The sequence below is a fragment of the Pseudomonas entomophila genome (assembly GCF_023277925.1).
Classification (GTDB): Bacteria; Pseudomonadota; Gammaproteobacteria; order Pseudomonadales; family Pseudomonadaceae; genus Aquipseudomonas; species Aquipseudomonas entomophila_D.
In genome coordinates this window covers 3,552,718-3,574,320 of the sequence record NZ_CP063832.1, presented here as the reverse complement: position 1 = coordinate 3,574,320, position 21,603 = coordinate 3,552,718, and the positions used below count along the sequence as shown (strand labels likewise).

General features: G+C 64.3%; 16 protein-coding genes. 4 read left to right on the top strand and 12 right to left on the bottom strand.

Going from position 1 to position 21,603, the window contains the following annotated elements:
• Positions 1-35 precede the first annotated feature (35 nt).
• From rfbB to IM733_RS15795, 3 genes are all read left to right on the top strand, one after another.
• A complete protein-coding gene (gene rfbB / locus IM733_RS15805) occupies positions 36-1,100 on the top strand; it encodes a dTDP-glucose 4,6-dehydratase (protein ID WP_248917515.1) in 1,065 nt (354 codons plus the stop codon).
• 36 nt (positions 1,101-1,136) lie between these two features.
• Positions 1,137-2,051, top strand: a complete 915-nt coding sequence (gene rfbA, locus IM733_RS15800) for a glucose-1-phosphate thymidylyltransferase RfbA (protein ID WP_248917514.1) — start codon at positions 1,137-1,139, stop codon at positions 2,049-2,051.
• Positions 2,052-2,201: 150 nt separating this feature from the next.
• Positions 2,202-3,410 (top strand): SGNH/GDSL hydrolase family protein, encoded by a 1,209-nt coding sequence (locus tag IM733_RS15795; RefSeq protein ID WP_248917513.1) that lies wholly within the window; start codon positions 2,202-2,204, stop codon positions 3,408-3,410.
• Positions 3,411-3,504: 94 nt separating this feature from the next.
• Here the strand turns inward: IM733_RS15795 and IM733_RS15790 are convergent, their stop codons facing one another.
• Complete coding sequence (locus IM733_RS15790) at positions 3,505-3,804, bottom strand: putative quinol monooxygenase (protein WP_248917512.1); 300 nt, start codon at positions 3,802-3,804, stop codon at positions 3,505-3,507.
• A gap of 60 nt (positions 3,805-3,864) precedes the next feature.
• Between IM733_RS15790 and IM733_RS15785 the strand changes: the two genes are divergently transcribed.
• Positions 3,865-4,287 carry a VOC family protein gene (locus tag IM733_RS15785; protein ID WP_248917511.1) on the top strand — a complete coding sequence of 141 codons (423 nt, stop codon included), beginning with the start codon at positions 3,865-3,867 and terminating at the stop codon, positions 4,285-4,287.
• Positions 4,288-4,398: 111 nt separating this feature from the next.
• Here IM733_RS15785 and IM733_RS15780 read toward each other — a convergent pair whose 3' ends face one another.
• The 11 genes from IM733_RS15780 to IM733_RS15730 all read right to left on the bottom strand — a co-directional run bounded on the left by IM733_RS15780 (position 4,399) and on the right by IM733_RS15730 (position 21,433).
• Positions 4,399-7,335, bottom strand: coding sequence for a DUF748 domain-containing protein (locus IM733_RS15780; protein ID WP_248917510.1), 2,937 nt, complete (start codon positions 7,333-7,335; stop codon positions 4,399-4,401).
• Positions 7,336-7,414: 79 nt separating this feature from the next.
• The gene (locus IM733_RS15775) at positions 7,415-8,284 is read right to left on the bottom strand and encodes an oxygenase MpaB family protein (protein WP_248917509.1); all 870 of its coding nucleotides are present in this window, start codon (positions 8,282-8,284) and stop codon (positions 7,415-7,417) included.
• Positions 8,285-8,322: 38 nt separating this feature from the next.
• The gene (gene acs, locus IM733_RS15770; RefSeq protein WP_248917508.1) at positions 8,323-10,257 is read right to left on the bottom strand and encodes an acetate--CoA ligase; all 1,935 of its coding nucleotides are present in this window, start codon (positions 10,255-10,257) and stop codon (positions 8,323-8,325) included.
• Positions 10,258-10,431: 174 nt separating this feature from the next.
• Positions 10,432-12,096, bottom strand: coding sequence for a glucose-6-phosphate isomerase (gene pgi, locus IM733_RS15765; RefSeq protein ID WP_248917507.1), 1,665 nt, complete (start codon positions 12,094-12,096; stop codon positions 10,432-10,434).
• 200 nt (positions 12,097-12,296) lie between these two features.
• Positions 12,297-13,160 carry a pantoate--beta-alanine ligase gene (gene panC / locus IM733_RS15760; RefSeq protein WP_248917506.1) on the bottom strand — a complete coding sequence of 288 codons (864 nt, stop codon included), beginning with the start codon at positions 13,158-13,160 and terminating at the stop codon, positions 12,297-12,299.
• Positions 13,157-13,957 (bottom strand): 3-methyl-2-oxobutanoate hydroxymethyltransferase, encoded by an 801-nt coding sequence (panB, locus tag IM733_RS15755; RefSeq protein WP_248917505.1) that lies wholly within the window; start codon positions 13,955-13,957, stop codon positions 13,157-13,159. The genes panC and panB overlap by 4 nt, the downstream gene beginning before the upstream one ends.
• Positions 13,958-14,207: 250 nt before the next feature.
• Positions 14,208-14,687, bottom strand: a complete 480-nt coding sequence (folK, locus tag IM733_RS15750) for a 2-amino-4-hydroxy-6-hydroxymethyldihydropteridine diphosphokinase (protein ID WP_248917504.1) — start codon at positions 14,685-14,687, stop codon at positions 14,208-14,210.
• Between the two features lie 2 nt (positions 14,688-14,689).
• On the bottom strand, positions 14,690-16,084 hold the full coding sequence (locus tag IM733_RS15745) for a polynucleotide adenylyltransferase PcnB (RefSeq protein ID WP_248917503.1): 1,395 nt from the start codon (positions 16,082-16,084) through the stop codon (positions 14,690-14,692).
• 766 nt (positions 16,085-16,850) lie between these two features.
• Positions 16,851-18,293: a sigma-54-dependent transcriptional regulator gene (locus IM733_RS15740; protein WP_248917502.1), complete on the bottom strand. Its 1,443-nt coding sequence runs from the start codon at positions 18,291-18,293 to the stop codon at positions 16,851-16,853.
• A 4-nt stretch (positions 18,294-18,297) separates the two neighbouring features.
• Positions 18,298-21,273 (bottom strand): sensor histidine kinase, encoded by a 2,976-nt coding sequence (locus IM733_RS15735; RefSeq protein ID WP_248917501.1) that lies wholly within the window; start codon positions 21,271-21,273, stop codon positions 18,298-18,300.
• Complete coding sequence (locus IM733_RS15730) at positions 21,257-21,433, bottom strand: hypothetical protein (RefSeq protein WP_003250005.1); 177 nt, start codon at positions 21,431-21,433, stop codon at positions 21,257-21,259. The genes IM733_RS15735 and IM733_RS15730 overlap by 17 nt, the downstream gene beginning before the upstream one ends.
• Positions 21,434-21,603: the final 170 nt, after the last annotated feature.

The window sequence follows — 21,603 nt, the reverse complement described above, 5'->3', positions numbered from 1 at the left end:
AACGGACTCACCACACGAATTACAGGAGTACTTGCGTGAACATCTTGATTACCGGCGGCGCGGGCTTCATCGGCTCGGCCGTGGTCCGCCACCTGATCCAAAACACCGACTGCCACGTGGCCAACGTCGACGTCCTGACCTATGCCGGCAACCTCGAGTCGTTGGCCGGCGTGGCCGACTCCCCGCGCTACCGCTTCTACCAGGCCGATATCTGCGACAAGGCGCACCTGCAGCGGATCTTCGCCGAGTTCCAGCCCCAGGCGGTGATGCACCTGGCGGCCGAATCGCACGTCGACCGCTCGATCGAGGGCCCGGACGCCTTCATCCGCACCAACGTGTTGGGCACCGCGACGCTGCTGGAAGTGGCCCGTGGCTACTGGAACGGCCTGGCGCCTGAAGCCCGCGCGGCGTTCCGCTTCCATCACATCTCCACCGACGAAGTGTTCGGCGACCTGGAAGGCACCGATGACTTCTTCACCGAGCAGACCCCCTATGCGCCCAGCTCGCCCTACTCGGCGAGCAAGGCCGGCAGCGACCACCTGGTCCGCGCCTGGGGCCGCACCTACGGGCTGCCGGTGTTGGTGACCAACTGCTCGAACAACTATGGGCCGCACCACTTCCCCGAGAAGTTGATCCCGCACGTGATCCTCAACGCCCTGCACGGCAAGCCGCTGCCGGTGTATGGCAACGGCGCGCAGGTCCGCGATTGGCTGCATGTCGAGGACCACGCCCGCGCCCTGTACACCGTGCTGACCCGTGGCGAAGTGGGGCAGACCTACAACATCGGTGGCCACAACGAGCGCCGCAACCTGGACGTGGTGCAAGGCATCTGCGCGCTGCTCGAGGAGTTGCAGCCGAACAAGCCCGAGGGCGTCCAGGCCTACAGCGACCTGATCGAGTTCGTCAGCGACCGGCCCGGGCACGACCTGCGCTATGCGATCGACGCCAGCAAGATCGCCGAAGAGCTGGGTTGGACCCCGCAGGAGACCTTCGAGACCGGGCTGCGCAAGACCGTGCAGTGGTACCTCGACAACCGTGGCTGGTGGCAGCGCGTGCTCAATGGCGCCTACCGCCTGGAACGCCTGGGCAACGCTGCCTGAACCCCCACCTCATTCATGTTTCAAGGGAGCTGTTTCATGAACAAGACCAAATACAAGGGCATCCTGCTGGCTGGCGGTTCGGGCACTCGCCTGCACCCGATCACCCTGGGTGTATCGAAGCAATCCTTGCCGATCTACGACAAGCCGATGATCTACTACCCGCTGTCGGTGCTGATGCTGGCCGGCATCAGCGAGATCCTGGTGATCTCCACCCCAACCGACCTGCCGGGCTTCCAGCGCATGCTCGGTGACGGCAGCCAGTTCGGCATCAAGCTCAGCTACGCCGAGCAGCCAAGCCCGGATGGCCTGGCCCAGGCCTTCATCATCGGCAAGGAGTTCGTCGGTGACGACAACGTCTGCCTGGTGCTGGGGGACAACATCTTCTACGGCACCCAGTTCAGCGACACCCTGCGCCAGGCCGCCAGCCGTGAAAACGGCGCCACGGTGTTCGGCTACTACGTGGCCGACCCGCAGGCCTTCGGCGTGGTGGAGTTCGACGCCCAGGGCAAGGCGATCAGCATCGAGGAGAAGCCCAAGGCGCCCAAGTCCAACTACGCGGTCACCGGGCTGTACTTCTATGACAACCAGGTGCTCGATATCGCGGCGCAGGTCAAGCCGTCGGCCCGTGGCGAGCTGGAGATCACCGACATCAACAACGCGTACCTCGAGCGTGGCACGCTGAACGTCAACGTGCTGGGCCGTGGCTTCGCCTGGCTCGACACCGGCACCCACGATTCGCTGCTCGAAGCCGGCAATTTCGTCCAGGCCATTGAGAACCGCCAGGGCCTGAAAGTGGCCTGCCTGGAAGAGATCGCCTTCCAGAACGGCTGGATCAACCAGGCGCAGTTGCTGGCCCGGGCCTCGGCGCTGAAGAAGACCAGCTATGGGCAGTACCTGGCGTCCATCGCCGCAGCCGCGGACGATGACGTGGTGAAGGCGTTGATTGCCTGATCAGGGGCTTTGCCCACGGGGTTGATGAAACCCCGTGGGCATTCCTGTTTCGGCTGGTGGCGTTTTAGTGGCTCCTGCAGTAGCCTCTGGCGACGGTCGCATCTGGCACCGTTGGCCTGTGTGCCAGCTACTGCGAAAGGGATTTTCCGCGTGTCTGTTTCCTCCTCCGAATTCTCGCCCTCGGTGGGCGCCGCCTGGATTTCCACCTGGACGGCTCCGGCCCAACCGGCCTGGGGCACTGAACTGCCATTTCCCACCCAGCTGCCGTCGATGGCCGGTGCGTGTACCGTGCGCCAGCCCCTGCGTATCAGCCGGGGTGGGCAGAGGGTGCGACTGGTGTTCTCCAACGAGTATGGCGATACCCCGCTAACCCTCGGTCGCTGCCGGGTGGCCCTACGTGAACAAGGGCAGGTCAGTGCCTGGGCAGACCTCACCTTTGGCGGTAGTCATCGCGTCACCTTGGCTGCCGGTGAACGCTTGCGCTGTGACCCGTTGGAGCTGCCGGTACCCGATCTGGCCGACCTGGAGCTGGCTGTCTACCTACCGAGCGACTTCACCCCCACGACCTTTCACTGGGACGCCCGCCAGACCGGCAGCATCGAGCCCGGTGACCGGACGGGTAACGACGTACCGCTGCCCGACGCGCAGCCGTTGAACGTGCGGGTGCTGGTCAACGCGGTCGAGGTGCTGGGGCAGGGCGTGGCGCTGGCGGTGATCGGTGATTCGCTGGTCAATGGCCATGGCCTGGAAAAGAACAGCCATGGCTGTTGGGCCGACCTGTTGGCCAGCCACTTGGCACCGCAGGGCATCGCCGTGATCAATGCCGGGCAGTCGGGTGGCCGATTGTTGCGTGACCGGTTGGGTATCAGCGTGCTCAATCGATTCGAGCGGGATGTGTTGAGTCAGCCAGGCGTGGCCATGGTCATCGTGCAGGTGGGGTTGAACGACCTGGGGTGGGCCGACTCGATCATCGATCCTGACGGTGCGTTGCCCACGCTGGAAACGCTGCAGGCCGGTTACACCGCACTCATCGAAGCCGCCCATGGGCGTGGCATCAGCGTGCTAGGCATGACGCTGACCCCGTTCAAGGGCGCGTTCGCCGGCACGCCGTTCGAGGCATTCCATCAACCAGGCAAGGAGCTCTTGCGCCATCGACTCAACCAATGGATGCGTGAGGACAGCGGGTTTGACGGCGTGCTGGACCTGGATGCATTGCTGAGGGACCCGCACCACCCGGACCGTCTGCAGGCTTGCCACGACTCTGGCGATCACCTGCATCCTGGCCGCGAAGGCAGCCAAGCTATTGCGCAGTGGTTGCTGCAGCAACCGGCGCTCATGAAACAAATCGCAATCCACTGATTGGGCGCGACCTCTGTAGGAGCGGCTTCAGCCGCGATCACCCGCGAAGCGGGTGCCAGGCACCGCGTTGCCTGCATCACGGCTGAAGCCGCGCCTACAAATACCTGTGCGCTACCACCTCGCCCTCGAAACACACCTGCTCGACGATCAGCGGCTCCACCAGCGGACGGCTGTCGCGAAAGTGCGCGGTTTGCGTGTGCGCCTCATACGCCGCGTCATCGCGGTAGATCTCGTACAGGTAGATCACCTCCGGGTCCTCGCGATCCTGCGACACATCGAACACCAGGCAACCGGGCTCGTTGGCCACCGAGGCGGCGGCATTGAGCTGGATGGCGCTGAGGAAGGCTTCTGCCGTTCCAGGCTTGACGCGGGTCTTGATGAACAGGCTATACACAGGTGTCTCCTTTTGTTTTAAATTCGCTTTCGAATTGTATACAAAAAAGGAGTCACGACCATGTCCGATCTACCTGCCCGTCCCGGTCGCCTCAACGGCCTGCGCCACATCGCCCTGCTGGTGCCCAACCTGGAGGAGTGCGAGCGCTTCTACGTCGACGTGTTGGGCATGGAGGTACTCAACCGTGCCAACGAAGACCTGGTGTACCTCACCTGCGGTAACGACAACCTCTCGCTGGGGCGTGGCGCGGGTGCCGCCAATGGCTTGCAGACCCTGGATCACTATGGATTCATCGTCGACAGCGTGGAAGAGCTGGAAGCCTGGTACCAGTACTTCAAGGCCCATGGCGTGACCCTGCTGGACCGGCCTTTCAACCATGGTGATGGCGCACGCAGCTTTCATCTGCTGGACCCAGCGGGGAACAAGGTGCAGCCGCTGTATCACCCGGCGGTGTCGGGGCAGCGGCTGGGATTGGTGATCTGAGACGGACTCTGTAGGAGCGGCTTCAGCCGCGATCACCCGCGAAGCGGGTGCAATACACCGCGGCGTCCTCATCGCGGCTGAAGCCGCTCCTACAGGCAAAGCGTCGGGCGCTTACTCGGCGTCCAGGTGCAACGGCGTGATTACCCGGCCATCGCTCTCGGCCTGACCCAGGGTGGTGTCGATGAAGTACACCCGGTCATCGGCCAATTGCCCCTTGTCGACCAGGTAGTCCTTGATGCTGGCGGCCCGTTCCTGGCCGAGGGTGCGCAGCAGCGGGGCGCTTTCGGCCCAGGACTTGATCACCGCCTCACGCAGTTTGGCGGTGCGTTCGTCACGCCCCAGCTTGTCCCACTCGGCCGGTGGCTGCTGCTTCAGGCGTGTACGGTAGATGCCCTCGAGCATCGCCGGCTTGTCGCTGTCGTCGACCACCAGCAGAGACGCATTGGCCGGGACCTTGTCACCACGGCGCTGGAGGATTTTGTACCAGGTGGCCTGGTACTCGCGCTCCAGGCGCTGTTGGGCGATCAGCGGGCCATCGCTGTTCTGGGCCGCGGTGCCTTCGATCTCCAGGCGAAGCGCCGGGCGCTCCTTGAGCGCGGACGCCAGTTTGTCCAGGGCAGACTGGGCATCAGGGGTCAGGTCGCTCGAGCCCGCGGCGAAGGCCACGGTACCGAGATCCTCGGCGCCGCCGCCCGAGACCAGCCCGCCGATGAACTTGAACGGCGCCTGAGCCGCGCGCAGCACCAGGTTGCGCAGGGTCTGCCAGACGATCGGCATGACACTGAACTGTGGGTTGTTGAGGTCGCCGGAGACCGGCAGCTCGATGGAGATCTTGCCGTCGGTATCCTTGAGCAACGCGATCGCCAGGCGGATGGGCAGGTCCACGGCGTCGGGGCTGTCGACCTTCTCGCCCAACTGCAGCTGTTCGACCACCACCTTGTTCTCGGCCTTGAGTTGGCCATTGGTGATCAGGTAGTGCAGGTCGAGGTTCAGGCGGCCCTTGCGGATGCGGAACCCGGCGAACTTGCCGGAGTAGGGCGTCAGGGTGGTCAGCTCGACACGCTTGAAGCTGGTGGCGATGTCCAGGCTGGCCAGCGGGTTGAACGGGTTGAGCGCGCCCTTGATGGTCACCGGTGCATAACGGTCGACCTTGCCCTTGATGTCCACCTTGGCCGGCTGCGGCTTGCGATTGTCGAGGGTGCCGATCTGGCCGTTGAGCTGCTGCACGGCCGTGGCGAAGTTGGGCGTGAGGGTGAGGTCGGCGAAGTTGGCCGAACCGTCATTGATGCTGATCTGGCCGACATGGATGCCCAGGGGCTTGGTGCTGCCACCACCGGCCGGCTTGGCCTGGGTGGCCGCCGGTGCGCCGGCCGGCTGCGGGATCAGCAGGTCGTCGATGTTGGTGGTGCGGTCTTCGTTGATGATGAAGCGCGCATAGGGTTGCAGCAGGGTCACCTTGTCGATCGACAGGGCGTCGCCGTGAACGTAGCTCAAGCCATCGACGTTGACCTGCTGCCATTTGACGAAGTCGCGGTTCTTGATGGTGTCGAGGGTGTGCAGTTGGTCGACCTGAGCCTTGCCACCAATGGTGAAGGCCAGTGGCTCGGTGCTCTTGAGGTCGACCTTGAGGTCGCTGGAGAGCATGCCGCTGCGCAGTTCAAGGCGGATGAACGGGCTGATGTAGGCCTGGGCCACGCGCAGGTCGATGTCACGGGTGGCGACATCCAGTTTGGCGCTGACCCGCGCCAGGTTGACCTGGCCGGCCGCCTGCAGCTTGCCCTGCTTGCCCACGCCGGTGTCGAGCTTGAGGGTGAAGGGCGATTGGTTGAGGCTGTCGAAGTTCTGCAGGTCGAGGTTGAGCGGTCCGACATCGAGCGCCACCGGCGCCTTCTGGCTGCGGTCGGCCAGGTGGACCAGGTAGTTGCGCGCCTGTACATCCTTGAGCAGCACCTGCCAGGGCTTGCTCGGCTCCTTGGCGGCCTTCTCCTGTTCGCTTGGTTCGGCGGCGGCAGGTTCGGCCTTTTCCTTGGGCGTGGCTTTTGCTGGTTGGCTGGCGAACAACTTCTGCCAGTCGAGCTGGCCGTCGCTTTCCAGGGCCGCCCAGGTTTCGAGTTTTTCGCTGCGGATCTTGCCGACTGTGACCCGCTGCTTGGCCAGGTCGATGGACGTTTCGCTCACCTCCAGGCTGGCCAGGCGCGCCAGTGGCCGGCCATCCGGCGCCTTGATGGCGAAAGGCGCGACACGCACCGAGGTGTTGTCCAGCAGCAGCTCGGTTTCCTTGGCCAGGTTGAGCTTGTAGTGGGTGTCGAGGCTGACCACGCCTTCTTCGAGCACCAGGGGCACGGCATCGCGCACATAGGGCCAGAACGCCTTCATCTTGCCCTCGGTGACCTTGAGCGTGCCTTCGGAGGCAATCGGGGCCAGGCTCAGGGTGCCGCTCCAGTCGATACGCCCACCGGCCGGGCCATTGGCCACCAGGGTCATGTCGGCGTTGTCGTCGGGCAGGGTGCTGAGGTTCTTCAGCTCGAGGTTCATCGAGTCGTAGAGGAACTCGATCGGTTCGCTCGGGCGCAGGTCTTGGAAGTGCAGGTAGCCTTCGCTGAGCTTGATGCTGCCGATGCGCAGCGGGAATGGGTCGCTGGGCGGCTCGTCAGGCTTGGCTTCGCTGGGCGGCAGCTTGAACAGCTGCGTGAGGTTGAGGCTGCCGTCCTTGGCGAACAGCAGCTCGGTGCGCGGCTTGTCCAGCGCCACCGCTTCCAGGTGCAGGGCCTTGGTCCACAGGCTGTCGAGGGACAGGTTGGCGTAAAGGCGCTCGAAGCCCACTTGCTCCTGGCCGGGCTCGCCGATCTGCAGCCCCCACAGGGTCAGCTCAAGGCTGAACGGGTTGAGTTCGATGCGTTGCAGGTGGGCCGGCACGGTGGCGTACTGGGCCAGTTGCTGATTGGCGATGCGCAGGGCAATACCAGGAATTATCAGGAAGCCAAGCAGGCTGTACAGGGCCACCAGGGCCAGCAGGGCGCCGACGGCGCGGGTCAATCCTTTGGGCATGTGTCGCTTCGTCTGTATCAGGCTGGAGTGGTTGGAGTATGGCACGTTAAATCGGTTCCGCTGAACCGGCCAAAAAGCCTCACTCGATGCCCATGCGCCGTCTGGCGCGATGCGCCGAGCCATTGCGCATGGCCCAGCGCAATACCGGCGCGGTGTTGTTCAGGCCCAGGCGGATCATGCGCCGGGACAGTTCGCCCTGGTGCAAGCCGAGCATGTCGCTGGCCCACTCTGGCAGCAGGTCGATACCCGCGTTGAGCATCAGCTTGCCCACCGGTTGCGCCAGGCGGCTGGGCGCGGGCGCCTTGAGCAGGATGTCGACCACTTCCAGGCTGCGGGCGCTGCAGTGCAGGTGTGGGCGCATGCGGTACAGGTACTCATCGACCTGCGTGCAGGAGCGCGGCACGTCACGGGCGCCCAGTCGCTCGGCGATCAGGGCGATCTCGTCGTAGTACTGGTCCTGGGCGGCGCGTGGCAGGCTGGGGTTGCGGTAGCGCAGGTGGGCGGCGAGGAAGCTGCTGACTTCGGCCACATGCACCCAGGTCAGTAGGTCGGGGTCGCTGGCGGCATAGGGGCGCCCATCCGGCGCGGTGCCGGTCACCTTGAGGTGGATGGTGCGCACCTTGTCGATCAGCCATTCGGCATCGCGAGTCGAGCCGAAAGTGGTGCCAGAGATGAACTGGCTGGTGCGGCGCAGGCGGCCGAGCAGGTCCTGGCGAAAGTTCGAATGGTCCCAGACACCAGCCAGGGCCAGGGGGTGCAGCACCTGCAGCATCAGCGCGCTGATGCCGCCCACCAGCATGCTGGGGAAGTCGCCGTGCACTTGCCAGCTGATGCTCTGCGGGCCGAACAGGCCCGGGTCACCCTTGGGCGATTCCAGGTCGAGCTGGCCGAGGGCCACCCCGGTGAGGCTCATGACCTGGGTTTCGATGCGACGGCGTAGGGTTTCCATGGCGACCTTTGCTTCAAGGCAGCCCACCCGGGCCGCGGCTATTGGTTGAGACGCTTGTCGATCAAGCCCTGGACCACGCTCGGGTCGGCGAGGGTGGAGGTGTCTCCCAGGTTGTCCAGTTCGTTGCAGGCAATCTTGCGCAGTATACGCCGCATGATCTTGCCCGAGCGCGTCTTGGGCAAGGCTGGTGCCCACTGGATCAGTTCGGGCCTGGCGAAATTGCCTATTTCCTTGCTGACCAGCGCCAGCAATGCTTGCTTGAGCGTATCGTCCGGGGTGACACCACTCATGGGCGTGACGAAGGCATAGATGCCCTGGCCCTTGAGGTCGTGGGGGTAGCCCACCACGGCAGCTTCGGCGACGCTGTCGTGCAGTACCAGGGCGCTTTCCACCTCGGCGGTGCCGATACGGTGGCCAGAGACATTGATCACATCGTCGATGCGCCCGGTGATCCAGTAGTCGCCGTCGGCGTCGCGGCGCGCGCCGTCACCGGTGAAGTAGTAGCCGGGCAGGGGCTTGAAGTAGGTGTCGACCATGCGCTGGTGGTCGCCGTAGACGCTGCGGATCTGCCCCGGCCAACTGGCCTTGATCGCCAGCAGCCCGGCGCCGGGGCCTTCGATGAGTTTGCCCTTTTCATCCAGCAGCACCGGCTGCACGCCGAACATGGGCTGGGTCGCGCAACCGGGCTTGAGCCTGGGGGTGCCGGGCAAGGGCGTGAGCATGATGCCGCCGGTCTCGGTCTGCCACCAGGTGTCGACGATGGGGCAGCGTTTTTGCCCGACTGCCTCGAAGTACCATTCCCAGGCCTCCGGGTTGATCGGCTCACCCACGCTGCCGAGCAGGCGCAGGCTCTGGCGCGAAGTACTCTGCAAGGGCGCCGGGCCCTCGCGCATCAGTGCCCGCAGGGCAGTGGGCGCGGTGTAGAAGATGTTCACCTTGTGCTTGTCCACCACCTGCCAGAAGCGCGAGGAGTCGGGATAGTTGGGTACGCCCTCGAACATCAGCGAGGTCGCGCCGTTGGCCAAAGGGCCGTAGACGATATAGCTGTGGCCGGTGACCCAGCCGACATCGGCGGTGCACCAGAAGACCTCGCCGTCGCGGTAGTCGAACACCACCTTGAAGGTCAGGGTGGCTTGCAGCAGGTAGCCGCCGGTGGTGTGCAGCACGCCCTTGGGCTTGCCGGTGCTGCCGGAGGTATAGAGGATGAACAGCGGGTCCTCGGCCTCCATGGGTTCGGCCGGGCAATCGTCGCCCGCTGTTGCGGTCGCCTCGTGATACCAGAGGTCACGGCCCTGGCTCCAGTCCACTTCAGCCCCCGTGCGTTTGACCACCAGCACGCTGCTGACTGCCGGGCAGCTGGCGAGCGCCTTGTCGACGTTCTGCTTGAGCGGAATACGCTTGCCACCGCGCGCACCTTCGTCGGCGGTGATCACGGTGCGGCAGTCGGCATCGAGAATGCGGTCGCGCAGGGCATCGGGCGAGAAACCGCCGAATACCACGGAATGAATGGCGCCAATGCGCGTGCAGGCGAGCATGGCGTAGGCGGCCTCGGGGATCATCGGCATGTAGATGCACACCCGGTCGCCTTTGCTCACGCCGCGCGCCTTGAGTGCGTTGGCCAGGCGGCAGACCTGGCGGTGCAGTTCGTGGTAGCTGATGGCCTTGCTGTCGCCGGGATCATCACCCTCCCACAGCAAGGCGGTCTGATCTGCGCGTTGGGCCAGGTGGCGGTCGATGCAGTTGTGGCTGACGTTCAGTTGGGCGCCATCGAACCAGCGGGCCTTGCCGGTCTTGAGGTCGCATTGCTGCACGGTCGACCAGGGCTTGATCCAGTCCAGGCGCTTGGCCTGTTCGGCCCAGAAGGTGTCGGGGTCGTCGATCGACTGGCGATAGAGGCGGCGGTAGTCGTCGTTGGAGAGTTGCGCGGCCTGGCTGACGGCCAGGGCCTGGGGGTAGTTGCGGATATCGAACATGGCGGGTGGTCCTGCTCTTGTGGAAGCGAGGGACTGCGGCGGCTATTCGATAGGACAGTGTAGCGTCGGGCGATGTTCCTGTAGGAGCCAGCCTTGCTGGCGAACCGGCGGTTCACAGAAATTTCGGTGTTGGCCGCTTCGCCAGCAAGGCTGGCTCCTACAGGGGTAAGGCGATCAGCCGCGGTGACGGCCGCGGAAGTAGTTGATCAGGCCTTGAGTGGAACCATCCTCGGCGCTGTCTTCCAGGCTGCCGACCAGGCGCTGGTAAACGCCCTTGCCCAGTTCCTTGCCCAGCTCCACGCCCCACTGGTCGAAGGCGTTGATACCCCAGACCACGCTCTGTACGAACACCTTGTGCTCGTACATCGCCACCAGCGCGCCAAGGCGGCGCGGGCTGATGCGCTCGACCACCAGGGTGTTGCTCGGGCGGTTGCCCGGGATCACCTTGTGCGGCGCCAGTTTGGCGATGTCGTCTTCGTTCATGCCCTTGGCGCGTAGTTCGGTTTCGGCCTCGTCACGGGTCTTGCCGAGCATCAGCGCCTGGCTCTGCGACAGGCAGTTGGCGTACAGCCACTGGTGGTGGTCGGCGACCGGGTTGAAGCTCACCACCGGTACGATGAAGTCCGCCGGGATCAGCTGGGTGCCTTGGTGCAGCAACTGGTGGTAGGCGTGCTGGCCGTTGCAGCCGACGCCGCCCCAGATCACCGGGCCGGTATCGGTCTTCACCGGGCTGCCGTCCTGCAGCACGCTCTTGCCGTTGGATTCCATGTCCAGTTGCTGCAGGTGCTTGGTGATGTTGCGCAGGTAGTGGTCGTACGGCAGGATCGCGTGGGCCTGGGCGCCCCAGAAGTTGCCGTACCACACGCCCAGCAAGGCCAGCAGCACCGGCATGTTCTTGTCGAACGGCGCAGTCTGGAAGTGCTGATCCATGGTGTAGGCGCCGGACAGCAGTTCCTTGAAGTTGGCGGTGCCGATGGCCAGGGCGATCGGCAGGCCGATGGCCGACCACAGCGAGTAGCGCCCACCCACCCAGTCCCACATGGGGAAGATGTTCTCTTCGCGCATGCCGAAGGCCACGGCGGCGGCCTTGTTGCTCGACACGGCGATGAAGTGGCGGTACAGCTCGGCTTCCGAGCCGCCCTGGGCGAGGTACCAGGTGCGCGCGGCCGTGGCGTTCTTCAGCGTTTCGAGGGTGTTGAACGACTTCGACGAGACGATGAACAGGGTGGTCTCGGCGCGCAGGTTGGCCGACAGCTCGTGGAATTCACTGCCGTCGATGTTCGCCAGGTAGTGGCAGCGCACGCCGCGCTGGGCATAGGGCAGCAGGGCTTCGGAAACCAGCTCGGGGCCCAGGAACGAGCCGCCGATGCCGATGTTCACCACATCGGTGATTGGCTTTTCGCTGTAGCCGCGCCACAGGCCATCATGGATGCGACCGACCAGCTCGGTGATCTGGTTCAGCACCTTGTGCACTTCGGGCATCACGTTGACGCCGTTCACGCTCAGCTTGTCGCCCACCGGGCGGCGCAGCGCGGTATGCAGCACCGGGCGGCCTTCCGAGGCGTTGATGATTTCGCCGCTGAACATCGACTGGATGGCGTCCGCCAGCCCCACTTCGTTGGCCAGGCCCACCAGCAGGTCACGGGTCTGCTCGTTGATCAGGTTCTTCGAGTAGTCGAGGAACAACCCACAGCTGCTCAGGGAAAACTGTTCGAAGCGCTTGCCGTCGGCGGCGAAGGCTTCGCGCATGCTGAAGCCCTGCATGGCGTCGCGGTGTTGCTGGAGCGCCTGCCAGGCGGGCAGTGCCGTCACGTCGTGGGGGGTACGGTAATACGCCATTGCGAATGATTTCCTTAATGCATTGTCAGGGTTCGACACCGGCAACCTTTGCCAGTTGCAAGTCGCCCATTATAGGCATTGGCCGTTTGGCGGGAATGGGGGGCGGGTGGGGGAACTATGAATTTTTTGCGGGGTTTTTGCCGCAGGTTCACCGGCAACCCGCTCCTCGTAGGAGCCGGCTTGCCGGCGAACAGGGCCGGTCAGGCGGTCTGCTCTTCCAGGTGCAGGTAGAGATTGTCGATCAACCGCGTGCTCCCCATATAAGCCGCCGCGATCACCACCAGGTCACGGTCGTCGGCCTGCGCCGGGCGCAGCGTGACGGCGTGGCGCACCTCCAGGTAGTCCTTACGGAAACCGGCCGCATCCAGCTGCGCCTGGCCGTCGGCGACCAGTGCCGGGAAGTCCCGTTGGCCACGCCGAATGGCTTCGGCAATGCCGCACAGGGTGCGGTACAGCGCCGGCGCGGCGGCGCGCTGTTCCGGGCTCAGGTAGCCATTGCGCGACGACAGCGCCAGGCCATCCTCGGCGCGCACGGTCGGCTCGCCGATGATCTGGATCGGCATGTTCAGGTCGCGCACCATGGCGCGGATCACCGCCAACTGCTGGAAGTCCTTCTCTCCAAACACGGCCAGGTCGGGCTGAACCATGTTGAACAGCTTGCTGACCACCGTCGCCACGCCTTCGAAATGCCCGGGGCGACTGGCGCCGCACAGGCCTTCGGACAGCTGCGGTACGCTGACGCGGGTCTGCACTGCCATGCCGTCGGGGTACATTTCTTCGACCGAGGGGGCGAACAGCAGGTGGCAACCGGCCTGGAGCAGCTTCTCCTGGTCGGCGGCGAGAGTGCGCGGGTACGTGTCCAGGTCTTCGCCAGCACCGAACTGCAGCGGGTTGACGAAAATGCTGGCGACCACGAAGTCGGCGCGCTGGGCGGCCTTGGTCACCAGCGCGGCGTGACCGCTGTGCAGGTTGCCCATGGTCGGGACGAAGGCGATGCGCTTGCCTTCGCCGCGGGCACGGGCCACGGCGGCGCGCAGTTCACGGACGGTCTTGACGGTATTCATGCACTGAACCCATGTTCGCTGGCGGGGAAGCTGACGGCTTTCACGGCCTGGACGTAGGCGGCCAGGGCGCTCTGGATGTCAGGCTGGCCAGCCATGAAGTTCTTCACGAACTTCGGTACACGGCCGCTGAGCGACAGGCCCAGCATGTCGTGCAGCACCAGTACCTGGCCATCGGTGGCGCTCCCGGCACCGATACCGATCACCGGAATGCCGACGGCCTGGGTGATCTCGGCGGCCAGTTCGCTGGGCACGCACTCGAGCAGCAGCATGGCGGCGCCGGCCTGCTCCAGGGCGATCGCGTCGGCGCGCATCTGCCGCGCCTGGGCTTCCTGGCGGCCCTGGACCTTGTAGCCACCGAGCACGTTGACCGTCTGCGGGGTCAGGCCCATGTGCGCGCACACAGGCACGCCGCGTTCGGCCAGCAGGCGGATGGTCTCGGCCAGCCAGGCGGCGCCCTCGATCTTGACCATGTGGGCGCCGGCGCGCATCAGCTGGGCGGCATGGGTGAACGCCAGTTCAGGAGTGGCATGGGCCATGAAGGGCAGGTCAGTGAGGATCAGCGCACCATCGTTGCCGCGTTTGACGCTGGCGGTGTGGTAGGCCATGTCGTCGTTGCAGACGGGCAGGGTGCTGTCATGGCCCTGCAGGACCATGCCCAGGGAGTCGCCTACCAGCAGCACTTCGACGCCAGCTTCGCTCGCGGCCTTGGCGAAGGTCGCATCGTAGCAGGTCAGCATGGTGATTTTCTCACCCTTGGCCTTGAGGCCGTTCAGGGTGGTCAGGGTTACTTCAGGCATGTAGGGGCATCCTCGTTCAGGCGCTGTGAACAACAACTGCGTACAACGCGTGCATTCATCTTCCGGAGCGGCACATCATCGATCGTGATGTTCGGGTGCAGGTCCGTCCGAGCCTAAATGGGTGATTGCGGCATAGTGGCGCCACGGGACGCCTATAGTCGTGAGCGAGGTGGGGGAAGTCAATGACCCGTGTTACCGCAATGTTACGCCGTGGGTGTTACTGGCGTTACCGCCCTCTGGAACGCCCGAATTACAGGCGTTCCAGGCCGACGAACGGGCAATCCTGGAGCAAGTGTTGCAGATGGCGGCCGTCGGCGAGGCGGAAGTCGGCGGGTACCAGCTCGGCGAGCGGGTAGAGCACGAAGGGGCGTGCCTGCATGTGGTAGTGCGGCACTTTCAGGCGCGGCACATCGATGACCTCGTCACCGAACAGCAGTACGTCGAGGTCGAGGGTGCGTGGGCCCCAGCGTTCCTTGCGCACCCGGCCCTGGTCGTTCTCGATGGCTTGCAGGGCGTCGAGCAGCTCAAGTGGTGCCAGCGTCGTATCGAGGGCTGCCACGGCATTGGTGTAGCGCGGCTGGCCGGGCAGCAGCGAGTCACTGGTGTAGAGCGCCGATGCCGCTGCCAGGCGGGTGTCGGCGATCAGGTCCAGTGCCTGGAAGGCGCTGCGTAGCTGCTCGGTGGGTTGGTCGAGGTTGCTGCCCAGGCCGATGAACGCACGGGTGGCCATGCTCAGTCCCAGGCCTGCTCGTCGTCGCGCTTGCGCTTGGAGCCGCTGCGTTTGCGCTTGCGCGGGCCGGCACCGGCGCTGGCGCCTTCGTCACGGCTGCCGAGCTCGCGGATCATGTCGCGGCGCTGGCTGTCGTTGGCGTCCTGGTAGTCGGTCCACCACTGGCCCAGGCCGTCGGTTTCCTCGCCCGCGCTTTCACGCAGCAGCAGGAAGTCGTAGCCGGCGCGGAAGCGCGGGTTGTCCAGCATCATGTCGGCGCGCTTGCCGCTGCGCCGTGGCAGGCGCTCCTGCATGTCCCAGATCTCGCGGATCGGCAGGGTGAAGCGTTTCGGGATCGCGATGCGCTGGCACTGTTCGGCGATCAGGTCGTGGGCCGCACCGTTCATGGCCGGGATCGGCGGTACGCCTTGGCTCTGCAGGTACAGCGCGCGGCCCGGCAGGGCTGGCCAGAGCAGCGCGGCGAACAGGAACGCCGGTGTTACCGGTTTGCCCTGCTTGACGCGCAGGTCGGTGTTCATCAGCGCCTGGCTGATCAGGGTGTGGGTGTACGTCGGGCGTTCTTCCAGCGCATGGCTGCTGGCTGGGAACAAGGGTTCGAACAACTCCAGATCGACCAGCATCTCGAAGGTCATCGCACCCTGGCCGTTGAGGAACAGCTTGAGGCTTTCCTCGAACAGGCGGGCAGGCGGGATATCACGCAGCATCGGCGCCAGCTTGCGAATCGGCGCCACGGTGTGTTTCTCGATGCCGAAGTCCAGCTTGGCGGCGAAGCGCACGGCCCGCAGCATGCGCACCGGGTCTTCCTGGTAACGGTGGGTGGGGTCGCCGATCAAGCGCAGCAGGCGGTTGCGGATATCGTGCACACCGTTGGCGTAGTCGAGGATGCGTTCGCTGACCGGGTCGTAGTACAGGGCGTTGATGGTGAAGTCGCGGCGCTGCGCGTCTTCTTCCAGGGTGCCGTATACGTTGTCACGCAGGATGCGACCACTGGCGTTGTGCGACGAGCGGTGGCTGTCGGCCTGGTCTTCATCTGAGTGTGGGGCGCGGAAGGTGGCGACTTCGATGATTTCGCGGCCGAAATGCACGTGGACCAGCTTGAAGCGCCGGCCAATGATACGGGCGTTGCGAAACTCGGCGCGCACCTGTTCAGGGGTGGCGCTGGTGGCGACGTCGAAGTCCTTGGGCGTGATGCCCAGCAGCAGGTCGCGCACGCAGCCACCGACCAGGTAGGCCTGGTAGCCGGCCGCCTGCAGGCGCTCGACGATGCCCACGGCATGGCGGCTGAACTGGCTGCGCTGCAGCGAGTGCTGGCTCTTGTTGATCACTTCAGGCGTGGTGCGCCTGTGGTGCTGGCCACGGACGGGCGGGCGGAACGACTGGAACAGCTTCTTCAGCATGGGATGCACTGTTTGAAGGAATGTTCGGCCAAGGATAGGAGAATGGCCGCATGATGGCCGGGGATTCTAGCATTTACTGGGGGAATGGTGTAGGCGCTGTGTAGACGGTGATGCGGGAGGGGGAGAAACGACATGGGGAGCCGAAGCTCCCCACCAAGTCGTTGTGTGCTCTTATTATTTTTCTGCTGGGCTTCTTGTTTTTGTTGAGTGCCCTGTTCACAAATCTCGAAGCTTGTGAACGACCCCAAAACCTGGGGTGAAGAGCAAACGGATTGCTTTGGTCGCCGAGATGATGCTGATCTTTCGATCCAATCAGTTCAGGTGCTGCTTTTGAGTGCAGTTTTTGTTGTTCTCTGCCTGATCGTGGGGCAAGCCCCAAACACAACTCCTCTCCAAAAGAATCAGTTAGCTGCGCCTCCGCCGTCTTGTTCTTATTGTGCGTGAGCCGTTTCGTCTTGTTCTTATTCTGAGTTGCAGTGCTTGTTATTGTTCTTGTACGAAAGATATAGCAGGTGCCGTGCCAACTTTTGCAAACCCAATGAAACCGGGGGTTCTGGCGAATCTGGCAGGGTGCGAGGGTGGGCAAATGTAGAAATTTCGTTACCGTACGCCTCGAAGGCTGTTACGCCATCGAACATGGGTAACAGATTTTTGCGGGAACTGGTCTGTTACCGCCCTCGCAAAGCATCGCGGGGCAAGCCTGCCCCCACGCCAGCTTTGTCTGGTGCGTGGGAGCGGGCTTGCCCCGCGATCAGATCATGCAGAATCAATTGTCGCTGGTGGCGTTGCTCTTGCGTCGTGGAATGCCCAGGCGTTGTCGGCGTTCCCACAGGCACTTGCGGCTGACCCCGAGCTTGCGGGCCAACTCGGTCTCGGTCATGTGGTCCTGATGCTCAAGGACGAAATGCTGGAAGTAATCCTCCAGCGACAGGTCCTCGGTCGGCTCATGGCTGGCATTGTTGGCACTGGCGAGCGTCGGCAGGTTGTCCAGCGTGTCGTCGTCTTCCAGATCGCCAAGCTCGATGTCGATACCCAGCAGGTCGGCGGAAATTTCTGCGCTCTCGCTGAGAATCACCGCGCGCTCCACGGCGTTCTCCAGTTCGCGCACGTTGCCTGGCCAGCTGTAGTGGCGGATGGCTTGTTCGGCTTCGTGGGAGAAGTGCAGGTCGTCGCGGCCGATGCGGGCGCTCTGGCGGGCGAGGAAGGTATTGGCGATTTCGTTGACGTCGCTGCCACGCTCGCGCAGGGCCGGCAGTTTCAGGGCGATCACGTGCAGGCGGTAATACAGGTCTTCGCGGAACTGCCCGGCCTTGGCCAAGTTCTTCAAGTCACGGTGGGTGGCGGCGATCAGGCGTACATCGACCTTCTGCGACTGCACCGAGCCGACCCGGCGAATTTCGCCTTCCTGCAGCACGCGTAGCAGACGGGCCTGGGCTTCCAAAGGCAGTTCGCCAATCTCGTCGAGGAACAGGGTGCCGCCGTCGGCAGCCTCGACCAGGCCGGCGCGGCCGGCGTTGGCGCCGGTGAACGCGCCTTTCTCGTGGCCGAACAGTTCCGATTCGATGAGTGTTTCCGGGATCGCCGCGCAGTTCACCGAGATCATCGGTGCCTTGGCCCGGCGCGAAAGGTTGTGCAAGGCGCGTGCGACCAGCTCTTTACCCGTGCCCGATTCACCCTGGATCAGCACATTGGAGTCAGTCGGGGCGACCTTGCGAATCTTGACGTACATGTCCTGCATCGGTGGGCAGGAGCCGATGATGCCGATCTCGCCGTTGGCCGGCGCGGTGCTGGCCTTGTCACTGGCGGCCTTGCCGTTACCGGCGCGTGGCTCGGCGGTTGATGCGGCGGCCGGGGCATTCTGCCGGTCGCGCAGGATGCGGGCCACGGCCTGGAGCATCTCGTCGTGGTCGAACGGCTTGGCGATGTAGTCCACCGCGCCCATCTTCATCGAGTCGACCGCCGAGCGCAGGCTGGCGTAACTGGTCATGATCAGCACCGGTGTGCCCTGGCCAAGCTTGATCAGCTCGGTGCCCGGGGCGCCCGGCAGGCGCAGGTCACTGACGATCAGGTCGAAGGTGGCAATGCTGAAGCGTTCCTGGGCTTCCTGCACCGAGCCGGCCTCGCTGACCTGGTACTGGTTCCGCTCGAGCAGGCGACGCAGGGCCGAACGGATGATGGTTTCGTCTTCGACGATCAGAATGTGCGGCATTGATTCAATTCTCTCGACGGTCTCGAATTTCAGGGGACGTCGCTACGACATGCCGGGGCAGGGTCACGCGGATCCGGGTACCACGTTGGCGCTCGATGTCGGCCGGGCTGTCGATGGTGATTTGCCCATAATGCTCTTCCACGATGGAATAGACCAGAGCAAGCCCCAGTCCGGTTCCCTCGCCCGGGTCCTTGGTGGTGAAGAAGGGTTCGAACAGCCGGTCCATGATGCTTTTGGGGATGCCGCTGCCCTCATCCTCGACCACCAGGTCGACAGTGTGCTCGCTGACTTCGCTGCGCACCCGCACGGCACTGCCGGGGGGGGAGGCGTCGCGAGCGTTGGAGAGCAGGTTGATCAGCACCTGGGCCAGGCGCTGCGGATCGCCCTCGACCCAGTGGTCCGGGTCGCAGAGGTTGAAGAACTGTACTTCGAAGTTGCGCCGGTTCAACGCCAGCAGACCAATGGCATCCTGCGCCACTTCGGCCAGGCACACCGGCTCCTCACTGTTCTGCTGGCTACCGCCGGCGTGGGCAAAGCTCATCAGCGACTGGACGATGCGTGACACACGCTTGGTCTGCTCGAGGATCTGGCTGGACAGCTCGATGATCTCGCCATCACCTTCGCGTTCCTCGCGCAGGTTCTGCGCCAGGCAGGCAATGCCGGTGATCGGGTTGCCGATCTCGTGGGCCACGCCAGCGGCCAGGCGGCCGATGCTGGCCAAGCGTTCGGAGTGCACCAGCTTGTCTTCCAGCGCTTGTGTTTCGGTCAGGTCCTCGACCAGCAGCACCAGGCCACTGTTGCCTGGGGCCAGCGGCTCGTCGATGGCTGCCTTGTGCAGGTTGAGCCAGCGCGGCTGGCCATCGAGGGCCAGCCGCTGCTTGTGCAGGTGTTCGTCAGGCACGTTGATGAAACCTTGCAGCAGGCCGCGCCAAGGTTCGTCGATGGTCACCAGGCGTGAGCCGACCACATGCTTGGCGGCAATGCCGGTGAGCTCTTCCATCGCCTTGTTCCACATCAGGATCTCCTGGTCCTTGGCCAGCGAGCACACGCCCATGGGCAGTTCCTGGAGGGTCTGGCGGTGGTAGCGGCGCAGGGCGTCAAGCTCGGCGGCAAGGCCGGTCAGGCGCGAGTGGTAGTCCTCGAGGCGGCTCTCGATGAAATGGATGTCCTCGGTGACATAGTTCTCATTACCCGACTTGTACGGCAGGAAGGTCTCGACCATGTCCTGGGCAACGCTTGGGCCCATCAAGCCTGAGAGGTTGGCCTCGATACGGTCGCGCAGGCGTCGCAGGGCATAGGGGCGGCGCTCATCGAACGGCAGGTAGAGGTCGCGCAAGGCCTGCTCCACTTCCTTCTGCGCAGCCTTGGCCCCCAGCGGCTTGGCCAGTTGCGTGGCGAACTCCTGGGGCGAGGCGGCGTGCAGTTCCCGGCGTTGCGGGCGACGCACGTTGTCCACTGCACAGGCCTCGGCGGCGCTGACTTCCTCGCTGCTGGCGTTGGTGAACAGCGAGATCAGCGTGAACAACAGGACGTTGGCCGCCAGCGAAGCGATGGCTGCCATGTGCCAGCTGGTGTCGTCCAGCACGTAGATCATGTCCAGCAGCGGAATGTAGAAACCCTGCAGGTTGCCCAGCAGCGGCAGCAGCATGGTCACCATCCACACCAGCGTGCCCGCCACCAGGCCGGCGATAAAGCCGCGGCGGTTGGCGGTCGGCCAGTACAGCACCGAGAGCACCCCAGGCAGGAACTGCAGGGTGGCTACGAAGGCGACGATACCCAGGTTGGCCAGGCTCTGGTGGTTGTTCTGGGTGAGGTAGAAGACGAAGCCGGCGGTGATGATGGCGACGATCAGCGCCCGACGGGTCCATTTCAGCCAGCGGTAGATGTTGCCTTCGGCCGGCGGCTGGTACAGCGGCAGCACCAGGTGGTTCAGCGCCATGCCCGACAGCGCCAGGGTGGTGACGATGATCAGCCCGCTGGCCGCCGACAGCCCGCCGACGTACGCCAGCAGGGCCAGCGCCTCGTTGTTGGCGGCGATGCCCAGGCCCAGGGTGAAGTACTCGGGGTTGGTGCTGGCGCCCAGGCGCAGGCCGGCCCATAGCACCAGCGGCACGGCCAGGCTCATTAGCAGCAGGAACAGCGGCAGGCCCCAGCTGGCGCTGACCAGCGAGCGCGGGCTCAAGTTCTCGGTGAAGGCCATGTGGTACATGTGCGGCATGACGATCGCCGAGGCGAAGAACACCAGCAGCAGGGTACGCCATGGGCCCTCCTGCAGCGGTGTGTGCAGGGCGGCGAGGGCGGTCTGGTTCTGCAGCAGCCAGACTTCCAGCCCATGGGGGCCGCCAAACACGCCATACAGGGCGTATAGACCGATACCGCCCAGTGCGACCAGCTTGATCACCGACTCGAAGGCGATGGCGAACACCAGGCCTTCATGTTTCTCGCGGGTTGCGATATGGCGCGAGCCGAAGAAGATGGTGAACAGGATGATCAGCACGCAGAAGGCGAATGCCACCCGCGCCTTGACAGGCTCGCCGGTGAGGATGCTGATCGAGTCGGCCACCGCCTGGATCTGCAACGCCAGCAACGGCAGCACGCCGATCAACATGATCACCGTGGTCAGCGCACCGGCCCAGGTGCTGCGAAAGCGAAACGCCAGCAGGTCGGCCAGGGAAGACAGTTGGTAGGTGCGGGTGATCTTGAGAATGGGGTAGAGCAGCACCGGTGCCAGCAGGAAGGCCCCGGACACCCCGAGATAGCAGGCAAGGAACCCATAGCCGTACTGGTAGGCCAGGCCGACCGAGCCATAGAAGGCCCAGGCACTGGCATAGACGCCCAGCGACAAAGTGTAGGTCAGGGGGTGGCGGATGACCGCCCGTGGGATCAGCCCACGTTCGCTGATCCAGGCCACGCCGAACAGCACCAGCAGGTAGGCGGCGCTGATCAGGATCATCTGGGTCAGGCTAAAGCTCATCGGCATCTCGTTGGCTCTGCAGGATGAAGGTGACGACGATCAGGATCAGCCAGAGCAGGTAGGGGCGGTACCAGGCACCGGTCGGTTCGATCCACCAGTCCATGATGGCCGGGGAGAACAGGTAGATCCCCACGACCAGAAGCAGGACCAAACGATAGATGTACATGCTGGCCTCGATGGGTTGGGCGCTGCGGGCTTGGACTTATTATTGGCGCAAATGGCTGGGGCGATGCTAGCCGGATTCCATATGGTTCGCCAAGAGGTTGAATTGATTGGGGTTTTCAAATGGATTCTGGTGTTGGACGGTAGGGCCCTTTCGCCAGCAAGCTGGCTCCT

What these genes read in the sequence shown, in the direction of transcription:
- pgi (WP_248917507.1), bottom strand. Translation starts at nt 12,096, where the DNA reads ATGGCGTATTACCGTACCCCCCACGACGTGACGGCACTGCCCGCCTGG.
- IM733_RS15775 (WP_248917509.1), bottom strand. Translation starts at nt 8,284, where the DNA reads ATGGAAACCCTACGCCGTCGCATCGAAACCCAGGTCATGAGCCTCACC.
- IM733_RS15740 (WP_248917502.1), bottom strand. Translation starts at nt 18,293, where the DNA reads ATGCCGCACATTCTGATCGTCGAAGACGAAACCATCATCCGTTCGGCC.
- IM733_RS15780 (WP_248917510.1), bottom strand. Translation starts at nt 7,335, where the DNA reads ATGCCCAAAGGATTGACCCGCGCCGTCGGCGCCCTGCTGGCCCTGGTG.
- IM733_RS15730 (WP_003250005.1), bottom strand. Translation starts at nt 21,433, where the DNA reads ATGTACATCTATCGTTTGGTCCTGCTTCTGGTCGTGGGGATCTACCTG.
- IM733_RS15735 (WP_248917501.1), bottom strand. Translation starts at nt 21,273, where the DNA reads ATGCCGATGAGCTTTAGCCTGACCCAGATGATCCTGATCAGCGCCGCC.
- folK (WP_248917504.1), bottom strand. Translation starts at nt 14,687, where the DNA reads ATGGCCACCCGTGCGTTCATCGGCCTGGGCAGCAACCTCGACCAACCC.
- IM733_RS15745 (WP_248917503.1), bottom strand. Translation starts at nt 16,084, where the DNA reads ATGCTGAAGAAGCTGTTCCAGTCGTTCCGCCCGCCCGTCCGTGGCCAG.
- acs (WP_248917508.1), bottom strand. Translation starts at nt 10,257, where the DNA reads ATGTTCGATATCCGCAACTACCCCCAGGCCCTGGCCGTCAGCCAGGCC.
- panC (WP_248917506.1), bottom strand. Translation starts at nt 13,160, where the DNA reads ATGAATACCGTCAAGACCGTCCGTGAACTGCGCGCCGCCGTGGCCCGT.
- rfbA (WP_248917514.1), top strand. Translation starts at nt 1,137, where the DNA reads ATGAACAAGACCAAATACAAGGGCATCCTGCTGGCTGGCGGTTCGGGC.
- IM733_RS15785 (WP_248917511.1), top strand. Translation starts at nt 3,865, where the DNA reads ATGTCCGATCTACCTGCCCGTCCCGGTCGCCTCAACGGCCTGCGCCAC.
- panB (WP_248917505.1), bottom strand. Translation starts at nt 13,957, where the DNA reads ATGCCTGAAGTAACCCTGACCACCCTGAACGGCCTCAAGGCCAAGGGT.